The sequence below is a fragment of the Oceanobacter antarcticus genome (assembly GCF_044962685.1).
Lineage (GTDB): Bacteria > Pseudomonadota > Gammaproteobacteria > Pseudomonadales > Oceanobacteraceae > Oceanobacter > Oceanobacter antarcticus.
Genome location: NZ_JBBKTX010000004.1, coordinates 139,146 through 157,619, shown reverse-complemented (window position 1 = coordinate 157,619; position 18,474 = coordinate 139,146). Strand labels below are relative to the sequence as shown.

Genomic DNA, 18,474 nt, shown 5'->3' with positions numbered 1-18,474 from the left:
TTCTTTAAAATCGGCGGCTTGCCGGTGTAGCGGATGCTCCGCCCACGGTAGCCCCGACAGGGATATGTGCGCCGGTCTGTGAGCAGAGGCGGGTGCCTCCCGAATGACTGAACGCCGGTCGTCCCGGATTTTCCGGTAGCGGACGTCGTTCCTTGTGCCGCTGCGACCATGTGCGCTGCAAGATACCTTAACCATGGATTCGCGCCAAGCGAATCAGTACCCAGGACCACCCATGACTACCGCCAAGCCTGCCCATGCAGAAGACGTCTATAACCTGCCTTACTGGAGTGAGGGGTACACCCGTATCAATGATCAGGGCAACCTGAGTGTCCACCCGGATGCCTCTCCAACGGCGGGGGTTGATCTCAAAGAATTGGCAGACCTGGTACGTCAGGAAGGACTGCGATTACCGGTATTGCTGCGTTTCCCGGGGATTCTGCATCACCGTGTTGGCAGTCTGGTCAGTGCTTTTGAGCAGGCACGGCAGGAGTTTGATTACCAGGGTGGATTTACACCGGTCTATCCGATCAAGGTGAATCAGCAGCAACCGGTGGTCGCCCAGATTGTCGCCGGGCAGCGGTTGGCGGGTATTGAGCGGATCGGACTGGAAGCGGGCAGCAAGCCGGAACTGATTGCGGTACTGGCCCAGACTCGGGACATCAAGGCCACCATTATCTGTAATGGCTACAAGGATGCCCACTTTGTGCGGCTGGCGCTGATGGCGGAGAAGATGGGCCATCATGTTTTTCTGGTGATTGAAAAACTGTCCGAGCTGCCGATGATTTTACGCGAGGCTGAGCGGGTTGGTGTCAAACCGCGTTTGGGGGTGCGAGCGCGATTGTCCACCATCGGCAAGGGCAACTGGCAGAATACCGGTGGCGAGAAGTCCAAGTTTGGCTTGTCAGCGCTGCAAATTCTGCAGGTGGTCGAGCTGTTGCGTCAGCAAGGTCAGCTGGACACCTTGCAGTTACTGCATTTTCATCTCGGTTCGCAGTTGGCCAATATTCACGATATACACACCGGCTTGCGGGAATGCAGTCGTATTTTCGCCGAGCTGGTGAAGTTGGAAGTGCCGGTTCAATGGCTGGACGTCGGCGGCGGTCTGGGGGTCGATTATGAAGGCACCCGCTCGCGCAGCTACTGTTCGATGAACTACAGCATGCAGGAATACGCCCGCAAGGTGGTGGAGGCGATGAAGGATATTTGCGCCGAAATCGGTGCCGAGGAACCGCATATCATCACCGAATCCGGGCGTGCCATGACCGCGCACCATGCCGTATTACTCACTGAAATCATTGATCACGAGCGACCGTTAGACGGTGAGCTGGAGCCGATGAAGGAAGACGATCCGGTTTGTCTCAAGGGCTTGTATCGGGCCTATGAGTTATTACTGGAGTCTCGCAGCAGCGGACTGGTGGAGCTGTATCATGATGTCCAGCACTGGGTCGCAGAGGCGCATGCCTCGTTCAGTCTTGGGTTGTTGTCCCTCGTGCAACGCGCCAGTGTCGAGATGCTGTATGCCCGTACTTGCCAGTTACTGGTAGAAAAACTCAATCCGGGGAATCGTGCCCATCGACCGTTACTGGACGAGTTGCAGGAGAAGCTGGCTGACAAGGTGTTTGTGAATTTTTCGTTATTCCAGTCGTTGCCGGATATCTGGGGTATTGAACAAATTTTTCCAATTCTGCCGGTGTGTGGCCTTGATCAACCGATGGCCTATCGTGGCGTATTGCAGGATATCACCTGCGACTCGGATGGCCGTATCGATAACTATGTTGAAAACGACGGCCTGGGCACCAGCCTGCCGCTGCCATCGGTCAATCGGGGTGATATGTTGGCGTTTTTTATGGTTGGTGCCTATCAGGAGATTCTTGGCGACTTGCATAATCTGTTTGGTGATACCGACTCGGTTGATGTGGTGCTGGACGAAGACGGCAAGCCAGCGTTGCACAATCCGGTATGGGGCGATCATATTGCCAAGGTGCTGGGTTATGTGAATTTTAACGCCGACGATATTCGTCATCGCTTGATCAGTCAGGTGGAACAGAGTTCTCTGGATGACAGCGACAAGGCCATGTTCCAGCGTGAACTGTCGGAATCGATGCAGGCCTATACCTACTTGCAGTTGTAAGCGTTGGCCTGAGTACTCCGCTTCGCAAGCCCCCGCCAATACGGGTTTCTGTGCGAAACGGAGCAGAACCGGTTAACCGTCTGGCGATGGCTGACTGGTTGTCAGGACAGAGGCGTCAGTCAAGACAAGTGATTGACGTCTTCCATGCCATAGACGGGCGTTGCAATACCTTCCATGCGGGCTTTGATCTGTAGCGCCAGATATTGGGAATAATGGCGCGACTGGTGCAAGTTGCCACCGTGGAACCACAGTGCCGGCTGGTGGGTGGGTTTCCACATATTGCGTAATTCCCCTTCCCACGGCCCCGGATCCTTGCTGGTCGCCGATCCCATGCCCCAACATTTGCCGACCTTGTCGGCCACTTCCTGGGAGATGATCCGGGCGGCCCAGCCATTCATCGAACCATAGCCGGTGGCGTAGACAATCAGGTCAGCGGGCAGCTCGGTACCATCGGTCAACACCACCGAGTGTGGCCGGATCTGTTCGATGGTGGTGTGGCTCTTTAACTTGATGTCGCCACTGGCAATCAGCTCTGAGGCACCGACATCAATGTAGTAGCCGGAAGCCCGGCGCAGGTACTTCATAAACAGGCCAGAGCCATCGTCGCCAAAATCGAGCATAAAGCCGGCTTTTTCCAGGCTTTGGTAAAAATCGGCATCCTGTTTCGCGACCTCTTTATAGATCGGAATATGAAACTCTGGCATTACCTTGAAGGGGATGGACGCAAAGGTCAGATCGGCCTTGTATGTGGTCATGCCGTTCTGCACGGCTGCTTCCGAATACAAGCCGCCCAACACCTTTTCCATTAACGTATCGGATTTGATGATATGGGTGGAGGAACGCTGGATCATGGTGACGTCGGCACCATGCTCCCACAAGGCGGCGCAGATATCATGGGCGGAATTGTTCGCTCCCAGTACCACTACGTGCTTGCCGCCGTAGGCTTCGCCGCCGGGATGCTGGCTGGAGTGGTGTTGTTCGCCGACGAAACTGTGCTGGCCCCGAATGTCAGGAATATTAGCAATCCCCGACATCCCGGTTGCCAGTACCAGCTGTTTGGGGCGCAAGGTCAGCGGTTCGTCAGCGCGGTTAACCTGCACGACCCATTCTGCTGCCTGTTCGTCGTAGTGGGCCGAGATACATTCGGTGGAACCCCAGTAATTTAACTCCATCACCTTGGTGTACATTTCCAGCCAGTCGCCCACCTTGTCTTTGGGGGCGAAGACTGGCCAGTGATCGGGGAAGGGCAAATACGGCATATGGTCGTACCAGACCGGATCATGCAAACACAGGGACTTATAGCGCCGTCGCCAGGCGTCACCGGGCTTTTCCAGCTTGTCGATGATCAGGGTTGGCACCTCCAGCTGCCGCAGCCGGGCACCAAGACCAATGCCGCCCTGGCCGCCACCAATAACCAGACAATAGGGCTGTTGCTCGTAACCCAGTTGCGCTTCTTCTTGCTGGCGTTTTTCTTGCCAGGTCTGGCGCTGCCGGTTAATGCCGTGCTCGGCCCCTCGGGGACGTTGAGCGTTGCGTTTTTCCGGGAAGTCTTTCAGCTCTACCATGGTGGTCAGCAAGGTCCAGGCTTGACCCTGGCGCAAGCGCAGATGCCCCCGGCCGTGGGCAACCGCAGTGTCGAAGCAAATCCAGGCTTCGATTACTCCATCGTTTTCAGTCGCCTCTTCCTCCAGCCTCCAATTGGATGGCTGCACCTGTGCCAGTGTTGCTGTCAGCATGGCCTGAATTGCTTCCCGTCCTTCAAGGGTTTTGATATTCCAGGTAAAGGTGACCAGATCGCGCCAGAACCCTTGTGGTTCAAACAAGGTCGCAGCCGCAGCAGGGTCACGGTGTTGTAATGCCTGATTGAGTTGGTCGAGCCAGTGTTGTGCCTGGGCCGAAGGTGGAGATGTTGGAGGCATTGTTGAGGGTGTTGTTGAGGGTGTTGTTGAGGGTGTTGTTGAGGGTGTTGTAGTGGTTTGGGTATTCCGGGTCATGGATGACTCCTGATCAATATCTTGTTGTTTTTATGTGGACGCTAACGTCTCTGGTTGGCTATTGCAGTGCTTGTGCCAGACCGGTTTCAGAGCCGTGGAATATTTTTAACCGATTGATATTTATACGTTTTCAGAATTATTTTGGATGGCAGAGGAATGCCTTGAAGATAAGGCTCCGCGACAGCTGTAAAGCCACTGGCGCTACAACTGAATCATCGCCGTTACAGCTGTAACGTTTGCCAAGGGTGGAACGAATGGGCCTGTGACAGCAGCGGCCTGGTCTCTTTAGACTGGTCACATCCAATAGCAAGATAGGCTGCCCAGCAGGCAGCAAGGATGGAGATAGGTGCCGGAATATTTGACTCACTCAACGGCGGCAGCCAGCGCTCGTGCTCACACCCGAGTGATCACTGAATTTGCCCGTCGGCCACCACTGCCTGCCGCTGCCGATCTGATCGGCCGTTCCTGGTGGCGCTGTTTGCAGCAGTATGGCTTGCAGCCGGGGCGCAAACAGCCAGCGCGTATCGTTACCCGTTCAACCCTGAAAGAGCATCAGGATGCTGCCGATGAATTACTGGCTGTCGCCCGTGCCGGTGTGAACCAGCTCTACGCCAGTATTAATGGACTTGGCTATGTTTTGCTGCTGACGGATCACGCGGGTGTGACGGTGCAGTTTCATGGTGAGCGGGATCTGGACGACAAGTTAAGGCAGGCGGGGCTATATCTTGGCGCTGACTGGGACGAAAGTTATGCCGGAACCTGTGCAGTGGGAACCTGCATTCAGGAGCAGACTGCGTTGACCTGTCACCGGGGTGACCACTTCGATGGTGCCCACATCAGCTTGACCTGCACCGCCGCTCCGATCTTTGGCCCCTCTGGTGAGTTGATTGCGGTTCTGGATATTTCGGCGCTGAATTCACCTGCTGCGCGGGATAGCCAGATGTTTGCTTTGCATCTGACCCAGCTTTACGCCCGCATGATTGAAGACGCCTATTTTCTCCGGCGCTATCGTCGCCATCTGGTGTTCCGTTGCGACGACTCGCGTGAGTTTGTCGCCCTTAATGGCCGAGTGCTGTTGGCGCTGGATGACACCGGTACGATTGTCGCTGCCAATACTGCTGGTCGTTTGCTCTTGGCGGACAATCCGGTGTGGGTGCCCACTGCTCGCGATGAAACGGCTGCGGTTCAGGCCGCGCCATCCTTGCCAGAATTACTGGACAGCCGCTGGGACGATATTCTGGCCATCAACCAGATCAGTGCTGATGGCGTGCAGGCGTTCCGGTTGTCCCTGAATGATCAGACGGTGTTTGGCACGCTGATTGAACCAAAGCGCCAGCATGACCCATCGACTCACGGTCGGCTTGGCAAAGAGTCTGCCCGCCCGCTTGAGCGTGTGCCGCCGCTGGATCGACTGGCCGGTGATGATGCCGCCATGCGCAAGACAATCGAACAGGCCAAACGCTTTCGCCAGCGTGATGTTAACTTGCTGATACTGGGCGAGACCGGGACGGGCAAAGACATGCTCGCCACTGCCATTCACGCCAGCGGTCATCGCCGCCAAAAGCCCTTTGTCGCGCTTAACTGCGCCGCCATACCGGAATCCCTGATTGAGAGCGAATTGTTTGGGTATAGCGCCGGTGCGTTTACCGGTGGGCGTAGCAGAGGGGCGAAAGGGCTGGTTCAGCAAGCCGATGGTGGCACCTTGTTTCTGGACGAGATTGGTGACATGCCGTTGCCGCTGCAAACCCGTTTGCTAAGAGTGTTGGCGGAAGGTGAGGTGACGCCTCTGGGAGCTGATAAACCGGTATTTGTCGATTGTCGGGTCATTGCAGCGACCCATCACAATATCCAGGCGATGATTGAGCGCAACGAATTCCGGGCTGATTTGTATTACCGGCTTAACGGTGCCACCCTGACCTTGCCGCCATTGAGACAACGGGCGGATCGGGAATTTTTGATTCGCTCCTTGCTGGCCGAGCTGAAACAAAAACTGAAACGACCGGAGCTACGCCTGCGCGCCGATGTCATCAGTGCTTTATTGGCCCACTCCTGGCCCGGCAATGTGCGTGAGCTGGTTAATGTACTGGCCTATGCAGAAGCCAACAGCAGCGGCGACGTTATTACTCTGGCAGATTTGCCGGAACTTCGTGGCACTGGCCAGGGTGACAAGCTGCCAGGTAGCGAGGTCGGTGGTAGTGAGACTGGTGGTAGTGAGACTGGTGTCGTGGCTGCGGGTGAGACCGCTGCCAATCTTCCCCAACCTGAATTGACTCATACTGCTGTGCTGACCGAAGAAGGGCAGGCACTCGTTATGTTATTGGATCAACACGCTTGGAACCTCAGTGAAGTCGCCCGTGTGATGCGGGTTTCCAGGCCCACGTTGTACCGCCGTATTCGCAAATTCAGAATCCGCCGACAGACCTGTGTATCCCCTGGCTAACCCGGTCGGGAATCGTACTTTTTGTAAACAATTGTATCGAGACGCACCGGGTTTGCCATGCTGGTCTATATGTAATGGGCTTGTATCAAGAATAGGACCATGACATGTCTGATGACGACTTCGAAATACACGATGATGAGACCGACCAGGACGCCGACGGTGATGCCCGGCCGCAAGTAAAAAAACGTGGCGCTACCAAAGCGAGCGATCAGGATGACAGCCTGCAGGTGTCGTCAACGGCGCACAACGAGCTGCGTGATTCGCTTGAAGGTGATGTTGAAGCCTTTCTGTCTCGCGGTGGCCGGATTCAGCAAGTAGACGACAACGTGATGGCCGATCCACCACGTAAGCCACAATCCAATTATGGCAGCCGACCTATCTGATCCATTGCTGCTCACGGTGCTGCACGGCGCTTCAGTGAGACAGCTGTCGCTGCCATTGAGTAACCTGTTCGACCACGTCGGACAAGGCGCTGACCTGTAATGTCGGGCTGGCAAAGGCATCAGGCCAGGGGCTTTCGTTCAGATTGACCCACAGGGTATGCAGGCCAGCGGCATGGGCGGCGTCGATATCGTGGTGCGGATGGTCGCCGATATGCAGGCACTCATGCGGTTCGACAACGGCATGGGCCAGTGCGGCATGAAAGAGATCGGGGGCTGGTTTGGCGGCACCGATGGTTTCAGCATTCAGGTGAGCACTAAAATAATGCCGGATGCCAACTTTTTCCAGATCGGCATTGCCATTGGTCACGGCGATCAATGGCCAGTGTGTCGCCAGTTGTTGCAGCATCACTTCAGCCCCGGCAAATAATTCCAGTGTGCTGCGCTCATGGGCAAAGACAGCAAAGGCGCTGTCAGCAAGAGCACGGGCGCTATTGCGGTCGCAGCCGGTCTGCATGGCGGCGCGGCGTAAGGTTTCGAACCGGAGTTGCGACATCTGGTGTTGCAGCGACGGGTAGCATTCCGCCAGTTCAGACTTGTATTGGCGTAACCCTTCCAGGCTGTAAAGATCGGCGAAACCGGCACAGTGAGCGCAGATCCAGTCATAGCAGGCCTGTTCGGCGCGGCGCATCACCGGTGCGGTGTGCCAGAGGGTGTCGTCGAGATCGAGGGTGATCAGTTTCAGAGCCAAAAAAGTTGCCTTATCTAACGGTTGACCGGGGTCTGTTGTAAGCGTAATGCCAGTACGTCACAGAGGTAATCCAGAAACAGGGTATCCATGGAGGTGCGGTAATAGCTGCCATCCTGACTGGCCAAAACCAGCAGGCCGTGATTGTCCTGGCCGCGAATCTGTGCCGCTGCGATGGATTCCATATCGGTGGTGTCGAGGTTGAGCAATGCGGCCATATCGGCTTTGGACAGCTGGCCACAAATGGCCCGGTGACCCTTGAACAGGCGGTGGATATTACGCTGTTGCTCTTGGCTGCGAACCGCTACCAGCGGGCGTTCCAGCTGTCGCTCGGTAAAGTGCAACATGGCCCAGGCGTGCACACCAAAGTCATTACGCAGTGAATCGTCCAGGGCGGTATGGATAGCCAGCCAGCTGTTGGCTTCGATCAGGGCCAGTACCAGGCGGCGGGTCTTTTCAAACAACTGGTCGTTCCGGCGCGCATTTTCGAGCAGGTCGGACAGCCGCTGACGCAGCTCGATATTACGATCCCGGTGTACCTGAACCTGACGCTCAATCAGACTGGTCGCGCCACTGGTGGCGTGAGGCACCCGCAAACGGGACAACAGGTCGTCCTTGCCAACAAAAAACTCGGGATGATCTTCCAGGTACTGCACGACATCGGCGTCGGTGAGTCGGGGTTGCTGGCTCATGTGATCCTTACCTTGGTTCCGTCAGAAAGCGTTTTTCAACAACTGGCGAGTTAGAGATTAACCCGTCCATCGTAAACAGTCACGGCGGGGCCGGTCATTCGGACACTGGATTTGCCATCCCAGTCAATGTTCAGCTGACCACCCGGCAGGGACACAGTCACACCGGGTTCGAGCCAGCCGCGCAGCTGCCCGGAAACGACGGCAGCACAGGCTCCGGTGCCGCAGGCCAGGGTTTCTCCGCTGCCCCGTTCAAATACCCGCAAACGAATAGCGTGGCTGTTAACGACTTGCATAAAACCGACATTGACCCGGTTAGGAAAGTATTCACACGATTCGATGATGGGTCCCCATTCGTGTACCGGGGCACTGTCGACGTCGTTAACCCGAATAACGGCATGGGGATTGCCCATGGAAACTGCACCAAAACGAACGTCACCAATGCCGGGGACATGGCGGTGATATTCCGGCATAAACTGTTCCGCGAGCATGGGGATGTCGGCCGGTGTCAGAATTGGCTGACCCATATCAACCACCACCTGACCGTCGCTGGTCAGGTGCAGTTCGATAATGCCGTTGGCGGTTTCTACCCGAATGTCACGCTTGCCGGTGAGCATCTGTTCGTTGACGAAACGGGCGAAGCAGCGGGCACCATTGCCGCAGTTTTCCACTTCACTGCCATCGGCATTATAAATGCGATAGCGGAAGTCGACGTCGGGCCGGGTCGGGCGCTCGACAATCAGCATTTGATCGAAGCCGATACCAAAATGACGATCCGACAGTTCTCTTACCCGTTCGGGTCTGATGCGGCCAGTCTGGGTGACAAGGTCTATGACGACAAAGTCGTTACCAAGTCCCTGCATTTTGCTGAACTTGACTCTCATGTGCGCACCGGCAACAGGGCTTCGCTCTCGAACAGTTGTTCGATGGTTTCGCGGCGGCGAATCAGGTGAGCCTGGTCACCGTCGACCATGATTTCTGCCGGGCGGCCACGGCTGTTGTAGTTGGAAGCCATCACAAAGCCGTAGGCTCCGGCAGACATCACTGCCAGTAAATCACCCTGTTGCAGTGCCAGATCACGGTCTTTACCGAGAAAATCGCCAGTTTCACAGACCGGGCCAACCAGGTCGTAACAACGGACTGGCGCGTCGCTGGATGCTGCCACTGGCCGGATCTCTTGCCAGGCGGAATACAACGACGGGCGAATCAGGTCATTCATGGCGCCATCGATAATGGCAAAGTTCTTGTGCTGGTTGAGTTTGAGGTATTCCACTTTGGTGAGGAATACGCCCGCGTTGGCACAAATCGAGCGACCCGGTTCAAAAATCAGTGTCAGTGACCGACCGGCCAGACGTTCCTTGACCGCAGCGATATAGCTGGCTGGGCTGGCGGGCTGTTCGTCGCGGTAGCAGACGCCGAGACCGCCACCGAGGTCGAGGTGGTTGATGGTTATTCCCAGAGTGGCGAGTTCATCAATCAGTGCCAGCAGGCGATCGAGGGCGTCAAGAAAGGGATCAATCGAGGTCAGCTGGCTGCCAATGTGGCAGTCGACGCCGATCACCTGAATACCGGGCAGGCTGGCGGCACGCTGGTAAACCGCCGGAGCGCGTTCGATATCGATACCAAACTTGTTGTCTTTCAGTCCGGTAGAAATATAGGGGTGTGTCTGGGCATCCACGTCTGGATTGACCCGTACTGATACGTGGGCAATCACACCCATCGCGGTGGCAACGTCATTGAGACGTTCCAGCTCGTCTTCCGATTCGAGGTTAAAACAGCCAACCCCGGCTTCGAGCGCGCGGCGCATTTCGATGGCCTGTTTGCCAACCCCGGAGAACACCATGCGAGTGGGGTCGCCACCGGCAGCCAGTGCCCGCTCCAGTTCACCCAGGCTGACAATATCAAACCCTGCACCGAGCTGTGCCAGGACATTCAAGACCGCGATATTGGAGTTGGCTTTGACCGCAAAGCAGACCTGGTGCGGCCACTCTCCCAGTGCTTCGTCATAGGCACGATACTGGCGTTCCAGTGCCTCGCGTGAGTACACATACAGTGGCGTGCCATGCTGGTTTGCGAGTTGGGCAAGGTCGACATGTTCGGCGTGCAGGCTGCCCTGCTGGTAAGTAAAGGCTGACATTTAGCGGGTCGTTTCCGTATCAGGTTGGTCGGGCAGATACAGAGGGCCTTTTTGACCACAGCCGCTGAGTACCAGTGTCGCCAGTAACAGGGCGGTCAGTAGTGGCAGCGATGGCAGACGGCAAATCAGGTTTGTCATGGGCAATGGAATAATCTGCTTGCGGGCGTTGCCAGTGTCTGGCTCTGGTCAAACGACTCAGATGGGCGATGGACTGGCGCGCGGGTTCTGTATCTTGAATTTGCACGCATTATACACCGCCTGTGCAGGCTGTCTTGATCGGTAAGAACCCGTGTGGCGTTATTCAGAGGTTACTTTGCATGGCCTGATTGATTTTGGCCTCCAGCACCTGCTTCTGCTGCCAGTGCGTCAGTAGCAACTGATTGCCAGGGTCGGCGAAGACAACGTCACTGAGATAGCACGGGTAGTGCTGCTGTTGACTGCGTCGTTGTATAACGGCGGCGCTGATATCCCGATAGAGATGCTGGCCATGTTGCCAGATGCTGAATTCGGCATAGTTACAGTACAAGGTTGGCTGGTTATCGATGTCAAACCGGGCCGTCAGCTCAATGGCAGCGGGTGTTTCCGCCAGGACGGGAATGTCCCGCTGCAGTACCTGCCAGTGGCCCGCCGCCGCACTGCTGTTGGTGGCAGGGCGGTTGTTATCGGTCGGTGCTTTCAGTTCGTACAGGGTCAGTCCCTCAAACTGCGGATGGTTGCTATGCCAGCGTTGTTGCAACCGGCGCAGAAAGCGCAAAGTGGGTAGCAGCCAGTGAGCCAGTTCTGTCCGGCGTATGCGCTGATGCACTAATGCGGCCCATTCGTCGACCAGATAGAAATCCAGCTGGTCTCCCTGACGCTGATAAAACAGCTGCCAGCGGCGTGGCTGGCAATGCAACATCAGCTCGTTGAGCGGCAGCGGCAGTTGGCTCACCCAGCGATCGACGGCGCTTGGACAAAAGTGCGACGCCGGTTGCGCCAGGTGAGTCATCAGGGTTGGCGTGTCATTCAGGGCAATCACTTGCCAGCGCGGCGCGGTGTCTTTGGATGCCGGTGTACAGGCCTCAAGGCTGTAGCAGCGTTCACCCAGCTGATACAGGAAGCGCCCCTGACGGCGGCGGTAGTGGGCGAGGGCGGATGAGAGTAACTGCAAGGTACGCTGGCGAACACGGGCGGCGCGATGCTTGCTGAAGCTGTGTATTTCCAGTGAGGCTCGCTGTTGGCGGTCGGCCAGCAGTGGCATCAGTAGACACAGCGCTTCATTCAATGCCTGTTCTCCTTGGAAACGGTAGACCTGCCATTCGTTCCAGCTGTTGCAGGCGAGGATATCAATGGTTGAAACCAGATTGTGATGGCTGCTGCTGAAGTTGAGCGCGTCATTCTGGTCACTGAGTTTTTGTAAACCAGCCTGGCTGTAACGTTCCAGTGGGTCGGTAGTGACGTTAATAAACACGGTTAATGATTGAATGGCAGGGCCTTTTGACCAGTCGGTTAGCGAGCGGTGACGTATCATCTGCCCGGCCAGGGTGGCCAGAGTACGGGTTAATTCGTAGCGACTAATGGCGTCGTCCGGGTAGCAGCTGATGCGGGTATCGCGGTTGATCAGACTGTTGCTGATGGCAAAGGCGAGTAATTCGATCAGGCTTGGACTTTGGCGCAGAATGCGGTGATCCGGTGGGGGTTTTTGCCAATACCCCGGTGCCAGTTGCCAGACGCCGGGATAGCGCAACAGGGTCAGCTGGCTTTGTGCCAGCGATGGGCTGATGCCAGGGTTGATCTGGATGATTTTACCCGGTCGTGAGTCAAAGGCGGCAATCAGCTGATTGCCAAGGGTCTGAATATCGGTCGGACTGATGTGCAAGGTGTTGGCATGGCGTTGACTGAATTGGCTGAGACTGCGGTAACTGCCGAGTAATTCGGCCACCAGGTCATTACGCTCGCGGAAGACTTGCTGCGGCGACCACTGCGCCTTGCTGTCATGTTCAAACAGATCCGCTTCTGACCATTGCCATTCGGTTGTCAGCTGCTGCATCAGTTTGGCGCGCCAGTCCTGTTGGCGTGCAGCCAGTGTTAGGCGACTGAGTTTGAGACCGGTCTTGTCGTAAAACGCCCGTCGGATCAGCTCCAGTCGCGCAGGTTGCTGGTTGGTCAGACTCTGGCTGACGCGCTCCAGCATCAGCAGGTAGGCATCGCTGTCGCGGCTGGTGGTGCGGTTGTTGTGGATGTTGTGCTTCAGATCCTGGCACAACGGCTGAATCTTCGGGTATTGGCTGGCGTATTCGCGATACAGCAGCAGTTTCAGCAGCGCCTTGTAGGGGCCGCTCATGCCTTTGTGTAACTGCCAGAGTGCGGCACCCAAAAACTCATCCACCGGAATGGTGCTGATATCGCCAAAGTGCAGCCACTGGTCGGCCTTGATCTGGTGGCGGTTGATCAGCTCTTGCCAGTATTGATCACTGTTTGCACTGTTATTATTGTCAGCGCGTTGTTCCGGGATCAGCCACCAGCGCGGGTAGCGCCCTGCCAGCCAGACGGAGCTGCGGTAGAATTCGTCCAGTAATAACAAATATTGGCTGGTGCCACAGTCTTCGCCGCTGGCAGCCTGTTGTTGGCCCCGCCTGAATTCTTCCAGATCCATAACAAACAGATGCACTTCGGTGTTGTGGCTGGCGGCCCACTTCTCGATGCGCTGGCATCGGTTCTGCAGCTTTTCTTGCTGCGCCGGGTCAAGCGGCTGATTCAGGCAGACCCAGATATCGAGATCACTGTGGCGGTTCTGGGCCAGTGAACCCATGCTGCCCATGAGGTAAAGCCCGCCGATGGCGTAATGGGCAGGGGGAGCCTGGTTCAGGCGCGGGATGGAGCGAATCAAATGCCGTAACGCCTGTTCAGTGTTGGCCGTGACCTGGTAGTGATCAATCCCGCAAGGTGTCTGATGATCGACAAAACCGGGCAACTGTGGGTGATTGACGTGCAGCAGCAGCGGTAGCAGATCCAGCAGTCGTTGTTGTCGCACGTGCAGTTGCGTGCGGGCATTGGAGAGCCGCTGCTGATTCAGCTGCAAAAAATTGTCTTGCCACTGGCGTAGCTGAAAATGATCGGGGAGCGGGATGGGTAAGGGCATATATCCAGTATAGGAGGCCTGTATCGATTGGCCTGCCCTGCTGGATATATTTGTTGGGTATGGATTGCGTCGGTTTATTGGTCGGGCTGTTTACCAACCATCAGGGTTGACGCCGGAAGACTTTGAAACCCTCAACAAAGGTAGCGACTACCTGGCCAGAGCGGCCGTAGCTATCCTGTTGCTGCGGGTTGATCAGGCTGGCATTAAACAGCTGGCCTTCTTCGAAACCGGAACGTAACCCGAGCGTGGCTGCCGGGACTGAACTCAGTGCCGACAGTGCTGCATGCAGCGTCAGCTCGCCGCAATTGACCCGTTCCAGCAGCAGTCCAATAAACAGGTCATACATGGCCATACCCGCTGCTGCATCGGCAAAGGGGGCTTTTTTGGCGGCAATTTCGTGGGGCTGGTGATTGGAACAAATCGCCAGTTCACCGTTGTTGATGGCTGCCAGCAGCGCCTGTCGATCGGACTCGCAACGCAGTGGCGGTAACACGTGGTAACGGCTGTTGTAGCCGTTGACCTGGGCATCGGTATAACAGAGGTTGGCTAATGCGACATCGCCACTGACCCGCAGGCCGCGCTGGCGGGCGTCGTTCAGCATGCTGACGCTGCGAGCACAACTCAGTTGGCTGATATGAGCGCGTACACCGGTTTGTTCAACCAGTAACAGGATTTGCGCCAGCGCGATGGTTTCGGCCGTTTCCGGAATCCCGGCCAGGCCCATGCGGGTCGCGGTTGGGCCTTCGTGCATCACTCCGCCGTTGGAGAGTGCGGCGTCATCAGCGGATAAAAACAGCAGAATATCGTAGGTAGCGGCGTATTCCATCAGGCGGCGCAGAACGTAGCTGTCCTTGATTGGCTGACGGGCGTTACTCAGGGCAATACAGCCGGCATTACGCAAGCTGACCATGTTCGCCAGCTGCTCGCCCGCCAGTCCTTGAGTCAGTGCCCCCAGTGGCAAGACCCTTGAATACCCAGCGCTGCCGGCTTTGTCTTGCATCAGCTGAATAACCGCCGGGCTGTCAGCAACGGGTTTGGTTAACGGCTGGGCACACAGCTGGCTGAATCCCGCCGCCGCCGCCGCCCGGGTTTCGCTAGCGATGGTGCCGCGCTGGGTGTAGCCCGGTTCGTTGAGGTAACTGCTGAGGTCGATAAAGCCGGGCACCAGCCAGTGGCCCTGGGCATCGAGGGTTGATTCTATGGTGCCACCGGCCGGTTTTTGGCCAATGGCGCGAATCCGGCCTTCGGCCAGATACAGGTCACAGACGGCATCCAGTTGCTGGGCTGGTGCAATGACGCGGGCATCACGAATATGCAGGTATTTCATTCGGCGGCCTCTGTGGAATGTAATGCTTCTTGCTGACTGGCCTGTTGTCCACTCATGGCCATGGCCATCACCGCCATGCGAACGGCGATACCATAACTGACCTGATTGAGAATGACGGATTGAGGGCCATCGGCAACGGCGGATTCAATTTCGACGCCACGGTTGATCGGACCTGGGTGCATAACGATGGCGTCGGGTTTGGCCAGGGCCAGCTTGTCGGTGGTCAGACCGTAGAGTTTGAAAAACTCGCTTTCACTGGGCAGCAAGGCGTTTTGCATCCGCTCTTTTTGCAGGCGCAGCATGATCACCACGTCGCAGTCTCGCAATGCCAGATTCAGGTCGTAGTAGGCTTTGGCCCCTAACGATTCGATGTCTTTCGGCAGCAGAGTAGCCGGGCCAACCACGCGGACTTCCGCTGCGCCCAGTGCCAACAGGGCATGGATCTGGGAGCGGGCAACGCGGGAGTGCAGAATATCGCCGACGATGGCAACGATCTGTCCTTCTATTTGTTGCTTGTGGCGACGAATGGTCAACATGTCGAGCATTGCCTGGGTCGGGTGCGCATGGCGCCCGTCTCCGGCATTGATGATGGCGACGTTGGGGGTGACCTGTTCGGCAATAAAGTGGGCGGCACCGGAATCTGCATGACGGACGACAAACATATCGCTGTACATGGCTTCCAGATTCCACAGCGTGTCCATCAGCGTTTCACCCTTGGCAGTCGCTGAGCGCTGGATGTCGAGGTTGAGAATATCGGCCGACAGGCGGGTGGCGGCCAGCTCGAAGGTGGAGCGGGTGCGGGTGCTGTTTTCAAAAAACAGGTTAACCACGGTTTTGCCGCGCAGCAGCGGGACTTTTTTGACGGCCCGCTCCTGGGTGCTGATAAAGGAATCGGCGGTGTCGAGGATTTCGGTCAGCAATGCCTTGCTGAGTCCCTCGGTGGTCAGAAAGTGTTTTAGCCTGCCGTCTGCAGTGAGCTGAAGCTGGCTGGGATCAGTTGTCATAGGAGAACCATGTGTGTTGTAACCAAACCGGGTGGGATGCCAGAGCACCCCGAATACGAGTGTCAGAGCAGGCTGATGGCCAATGGCTCCGGGCCACTGAGTTTGATCAGCTGGCCGTCATTGAGCGTCAGGCGAGCGGCGCAAACGTCAGGCTGAATCGGTAATTCGCGGCGGCCAATATCAAACAGCGCAACCAGGGTGATGCTGGCCGGACGACCGTAGTCAAACAGCTCGTTGATGGCTGCCCGTACAGTGCGGCCGCTCATGATCACGTCGTCGACCAGTACCACGTGGCGGTCTTCAATGGTGTCGGGCAATTCAGACCCTTTGACTTCGGGGTGCAGGCCGTGACGGGTAAAGTCATCGCGATAAAAGCTGATGTCGACGCTGTAAAGCGGCTCTTGCGGTTGCAGTTGCTGATGCAGCCGCTCGGCAATCCAGACGCCACCGGTACGAATGCCAATGATCAGCGGTTGTTCAATCTTGTGTTGCTGCAGGTGGCTGCCCAGTGCGGTTGCCAGTGTGCTGCAGGCGAGCTGAATATCCGGTAATTGCATGGGGCTTCTCCCTGTTACTGCGCGTCATCGGGGCGAGGGTGCTCGCCCATCCAGCTTTCGAGAATCAATTGTGCTGCCAGACCATCAACCGAGTGTCGGCCAAAATCGCGCTCACCGCTATCGGCGATCACCATGCCTTTGGCTTCATAGCTGGTCAGGCGCTCGTCGTGGGTAAACGACGGCTTGTGCAGACGGCCTTCCAGGCGTCGGGCAAATTTGGCGGCACGGGTGCTCATGTCACTGGCACTGCCGTCCATATTTAATGGCAGGCCAACCACAAAGGCATCCGGCTGCCATTCATTGACCAGTGCGGTCAGGGTATCCCAGTTGGGTATGCCATCGTTTGCTTTGAGCGGTGTCAGGGCGCTACTGCTGCCAGTCAGGCGTTGGCCAATGGCGACACCAATTCGTTTGGTACCAAAATCAAACGCCATGACTTGTATGACACGAGCAGGAATGTGACTCATCAGGCATGGCCTATCTGGGCAGACAAGGCTGAGCCGCTGACACCCAGGCGGTTCAGTGCAGCCTGGTAAAGTGTTTCTGGAGGTGTGTCAAACAGTAACTCGGCGTCGGCTTCAACGGTCAGCCAACTATTACCGAGAATTTCCTCATCCAGTTGCCCTGGGCCCCAACCGGAATAACCCAGTGCTAATCGGTAGTTATCCGGCCCGGCCCCCTGGCCAATGGCTGTCAAAATGTCTTTGGAGGAAGTCAGATGGGCAAAGGCACTGATGGTTTCGGTGGCATTCCAGTGGCCGGGCTGTTGATGCAGGATAAAGCCCTGCTCCGTGCCGACTGGGCCACCGCCGAGCATAACGGCGTTAATGTCTTGATGGCGAGTAATCGCCAGTTGTTCACAAACGGCGGCAAAATCGACATCGAGCGGCTTGTTTAGCACCAGTCCCATAGCGCCATCCTGATCGTGTTCACAAAGGTAAATGACGGCGCTTTCAAACCAGCTGTCTTGCAGTTGCGGCATGGCGATCAGCAGCTGGTTGCCGAGGCTGTTGAGTTCTTTCATCAGGAGCCTTCCGAGAGGTAACGGTTACCCTTGAATTGCCAGGTACGGATGATTTCGAGGATGTCGGTGGTTTTGCGCATCTCGTCGGTAAACGGGGCAAAAGGGGCCGACATACGCACAATGCGCAGCGCTGCATCGTCGAGCACTTTGCGGCCAGACGATTCGAGGATTTCAAGGTCGTTGATGGTGCCATTCGGGTTAATAGACACCAACACTCTCAGGCGACAGTTATCAAAACAGTTCTCTGCTTCTTTCGGGTAATTGAGTGTGCCCATCTTTTCAATTTTGCTGCGCCAGGAATTGACATAGTAGGCGTCGCTGGCCTTCATGGTGGAGGCTGCCGTCAGGCGCTGGACTCGCGGTCGTTTGGCATAGGCCTGGCGCATACTGTCGAGTTTGGCTTCCAGACTGGCCATTTCCAGGCTGCGCTGCAACAGCATTTTTTGCGGGCCTTCGGGAACCGGTTTGGCTTCGGCGGGTGGTTGTTTTTCGCGACTGATGGCCTTGATGGTGCTGGCCGCAGTGGTGGTTACTGGAGATGGCGTGTTGGCAATAGCTTTGGGGGCGGATACTTCCTGCTTCTGCACTGAGGCAGGAGTAATGTCGTTACTTTGGAAAGGTGCCTTGACGTCGGTTGTCAGCATACGGGCATCTTCTTCTGTGCCGCTACCTTCCTGGTTTTCCTGGGCGAGAAAGTCGGCTTTTTCCGGAGCCTTGTCGCTGCGATAGCTGGCCAGGGTAACTTCGAGTGTTTTTGACAGATTGCTGCGGTCGTCTGGACTGAAGCTGACACCCAATACAATCATGGCGTGAATCAGCAAGGCCAGAAACAGGGTAAAAACTAGACGATCGGAACTGGAGACAACGGCAGCAGTCATGAGGGTATCTGTCGCAGAACGGCTTCGGTTAAAAATGGCGGGTG

The 18,474-nt window shown here is 56.5% G+C and carries 16 protein-coding genes; 3 read left to right on the top strand and 13 right to left on the bottom strand.

The window, feature by feature from the left end; genetic code table 11:
* Positions 1-232: 232 nt before the first annotated feature.
* A complete protein-coding gene (gene speA, locus WG929_RS04700) occupies positions 233-2,131 on the top strand; it encodes a biosynthetic arginine decarboxylase (RefSeq protein ID WP_416205095.1) in 1,899 nt (632 codons plus the stop codon).
* Between the two features lie 119 nt (positions 2,132-2,250).
* On the opposite strand, the gene WG929_RS04695 is transcribed toward speA, so the two are convergent.
* Positions 2,251-4,050: an NAD(P)-binding domain-containing protein gene (locus WG929_RS04695; RefSeq protein WP_416205152.1), complete on the bottom strand. Its 1,800-nt coding sequence runs from the start codon at positions 4,048-4,050 to the stop codon at positions 2,251-2,253.
* 421 nt (positions 4,051-4,471) lie between these two features.
* On the opposite strand from WG929_RS04695, the gene WG929_RS04690 reads away from it, so the two are divergent.
* Both WG929_RS04690 and WG929_RS04685 read left to right on the top strand, forming a co-directional pair.
* Positions 4,472-6,565 (top strand): sigma-54-dependent Fis family transcriptional regulator, encoded by a 2,094-nt coding sequence (locus WG929_RS04690; protein ID WP_416205094.1) that lies wholly within the window; start codon positions 4,472-4,474, stop codon positions 6,563-6,565.
* A gap of 104 nt (positions 6,566-6,669) precedes the next feature.
* Complete coding sequence (locus tag WG929_RS04685; protein ID WP_369856518.1) at positions 6,670-6,948, top strand: hypothetical protein; 279 nt, start codon at positions 6,670-6,672, stop codon at positions 6,946-6,948.
* Between the two features lie 31 nt (positions 6,949-6,979).
* Here the strand turns inward: WG929_RS04685 and WG929_RS04680 are convergent, their stop codons facing one another.
* The 12 genes from WG929_RS04680 to WG929_RS04625 form a co-directional block, all read right to left on the bottom strand.
* Positions 6,980-7,696: an HAD family hydrolase gene (locus WG929_RS04680; RefSeq protein WP_416205093.1), complete on the bottom strand. Its 717-nt coding sequence runs from the start codon at positions 7,694-7,696 to the stop codon at positions 6,980-6,982.
* 14 nt (positions 7,697-7,710) lie between these two features.
* On the bottom strand, positions 7,711-8,385 hold the full coding sequence (locus WG929_RS04675) for a DUF484 family protein (RefSeq protein WP_416205092.1): 675 nt from the start codon (positions 8,383-8,385) through the stop codon (positions 7,711-7,713).
* Positions 8,386-8,435: 50 nt separating this feature from the next.
* Positions 8,436-9,266 carry a diaminopimelate epimerase gene (dapF, locus tag WG929_RS04670; RefSeq protein ID WP_416205091.1) on the bottom strand — a complete coding sequence of 277 codons (831 nt, stop codon included), beginning with the start codon at positions 9,264-9,266 and terminating at the stop codon, positions 8,436-8,438.
* Positions 9,263-10,519: a diaminopimelate decarboxylase gene (gene lysA, locus WG929_RS04665; protein ID WP_416205090.1), complete on the bottom strand. Its 1,257-nt coding sequence runs from the start codon at positions 10,517-10,519 to the stop codon at positions 9,263-9,265. Before lysA ends, dapF begins: the two co-directional genes overlap by 4 nt.
* Positions 10,520-10,657 (bottom strand): LPS translocon maturation chaperone LptM, encoded by a 138-nt coding sequence (lptM, locus tag WG929_RS04660; protein ID WP_416205089.1) that lies wholly within the window; start codon positions 10,655-10,657, stop codon positions 10,520-10,522. It abuts the gene before it with no gap.
* Between the two features lie 163 nt (positions 10,658-10,820).
* Positions 10,821-13,640: a class I adenylate cyclase domain-containing protein gene (locus tag WG929_RS04655; RefSeq protein WP_416205088.1), complete on the bottom strand. Its 2,820-nt coding sequence runs from the start codon at positions 13,638-13,640 to the stop codon at positions 10,821-10,823.
* Positions 13,641-13,740: 100 nt separating this feature from the next.
* Entirely contained in the window at positions 13,741-14,967 is a 1,227-nt protein-coding gene (locus WG929_RS04650) for a dihydroorotase (protein ID WP_416205087.1), read from the bottom strand.
* Positions 14,964-15,971 (bottom strand): aspartate carbamoyltransferase catalytic subunit, encoded by a 1,008-nt coding sequence (locus WG929_RS04645; protein WP_416205086.1) that lies wholly within the window; start codon positions 15,969-15,971, stop codon positions 14,964-14,966. Before WG929_RS04645 ends, WG929_RS04650 begins: the two co-directional genes overlap by 4 nt.
* A 62-nt stretch (positions 15,972-16,033) precedes the next feature.
* Positions 16,034-16,528 carry a bifunctional pyr operon transcriptional regulator/uracil phosphoribosyltransferase PyrR gene (gene pyrR, locus WG929_RS04640; RefSeq protein ID WP_416205085.1) on the bottom strand — a complete coding sequence of 165 codons (495 nt, stop codon included), beginning with the start codon at positions 16,526-16,528 and terminating at the stop codon, positions 16,034-16,036.
* Positions 16,529-16,542: 14 nt separating this feature from the next.
* Complete coding sequence (gene ruvX / locus WG929_RS04635) at positions 16,543-16,995, bottom strand: Holliday junction resolvase RuvX (RefSeq protein ID WP_416205084.1); 453 nt, start codon at positions 16,993-16,995, stop codon at positions 16,543-16,545.
* Positions 16,995-17,552: a YqgE/AlgH family protein gene (locus tag WG929_RS04630; protein WP_369856529.1), complete on the bottom strand. Its 558-nt coding sequence runs from the start codon at positions 17,550-17,552 to the stop codon at positions 16,995-16,997. Before WG929_RS04630 ends, ruvX begins: the two co-directional genes overlap by 1 nt.
* Positions 17,552-18,430 (bottom strand): energy transducer TonB, encoded by an 879-nt coding sequence (locus tag WG929_RS04625; RefSeq protein WP_416205083.1) that lies wholly within the window; start codon positions 18,428-18,430, stop codon positions 17,552-17,554. Before WG929_RS04625 ends, WG929_RS04630 begins: the two co-directional genes overlap by 1 nt.
* Between the last annotated feature and the right edge of the window lie 44 nt (positions 18,431-18,474).

Bases quoted from the DNA above. Each gene is read 5' to 3' on its own strand.
- WG929_RS04675 (WP_416205092.1), bottom strand. From the start codon at position 8,385: ATGAGCCAGCAACCCCGACTCACCGACGCCGATGTCGTGCAGTACCTG.
- WG929_RS04655 (WP_416205088.1), bottom strand. From the start codon at position 13,640: ATGCCCTTACCCATCCCGCTCCCCGATCATTTTCAGCTACGCCAGTGG.
- WG929_RS04695 (WP_416205152.1), bottom strand. From the start codon at position 4,050: ATGCCTCCAACATCTCCACCTTCGGCCCAGGCACAACACTGGCTCGAC.
- WG929_RS04630 (WP_369856529.1), bottom strand. From the start codon at position 17,552: ATGAAAGAACTCAACAGCCTCGGCAACCAGCTGCTGATCGCCATGCCG.
- speA (WP_416205095.1), top strand. From the start codon at position 233: ATGACTACCGCCAAGCCTGCCCATGCAGAAGACGTCTATAACCTGCCT.
- pyrR (WP_416205085.1), bottom strand. From the start codon at position 16,528: ATGCAATTACCGGATATTCAGCTCGCCTGCAGCACACTGGCAACCGCA.
- WG929_RS04650 (WP_416205087.1), bottom strand. From the start codon at position 14,967: ATGAAATACCTGCATATTCGTGATGCCCGCGTCATTGCACCAGCCCAG.
- lysA (WP_416205090.1), bottom strand. From the start codon at position 10,519: ATGTCAGCCTTTACTTACCAGCAGGGCAGCCTGCACGCCGAACATGTC.
- WG929_RS04645 (WP_416205086.1), bottom strand. From the start codon at position 15,971: ATGACAACTGATCCCAGCCAGCTTCAGCTCACTGCAGACGGCAGGCTA.
- WG929_RS04685 (WP_369856518.1), top strand. From the start codon at position 6,670: ATGTCTGATGACGACTTCGAAATACACGATGATGAGACCGACCAGGAC.
- ruvX (WP_416205084.1), bottom strand. From the start codon at position 16,995: ATGAGTCACATTCCTGCTCGTGTCATACAAGTCATGGCGTTTGATTTT.
- WG929_RS04625 (WP_416205083.1), bottom strand. From the start codon at position 18,430: ATGACTGCTGCCGTTGTCTCCAGTTCCGATCGTCTAGTTTTTACCCTG.
- dapF (WP_416205091.1), bottom strand. From the start codon at position 9,266: ATGAGAGTCAAGTTCAGCAAAATGCAGGGACTTGGTAACGACTTTGTC.
- lptM (WP_416205089.1), bottom strand. From the start codon at position 10,657: ATGACAAACCTGATTTGCCGTCTGCCATCGCTGCCACTACTGACCGCC.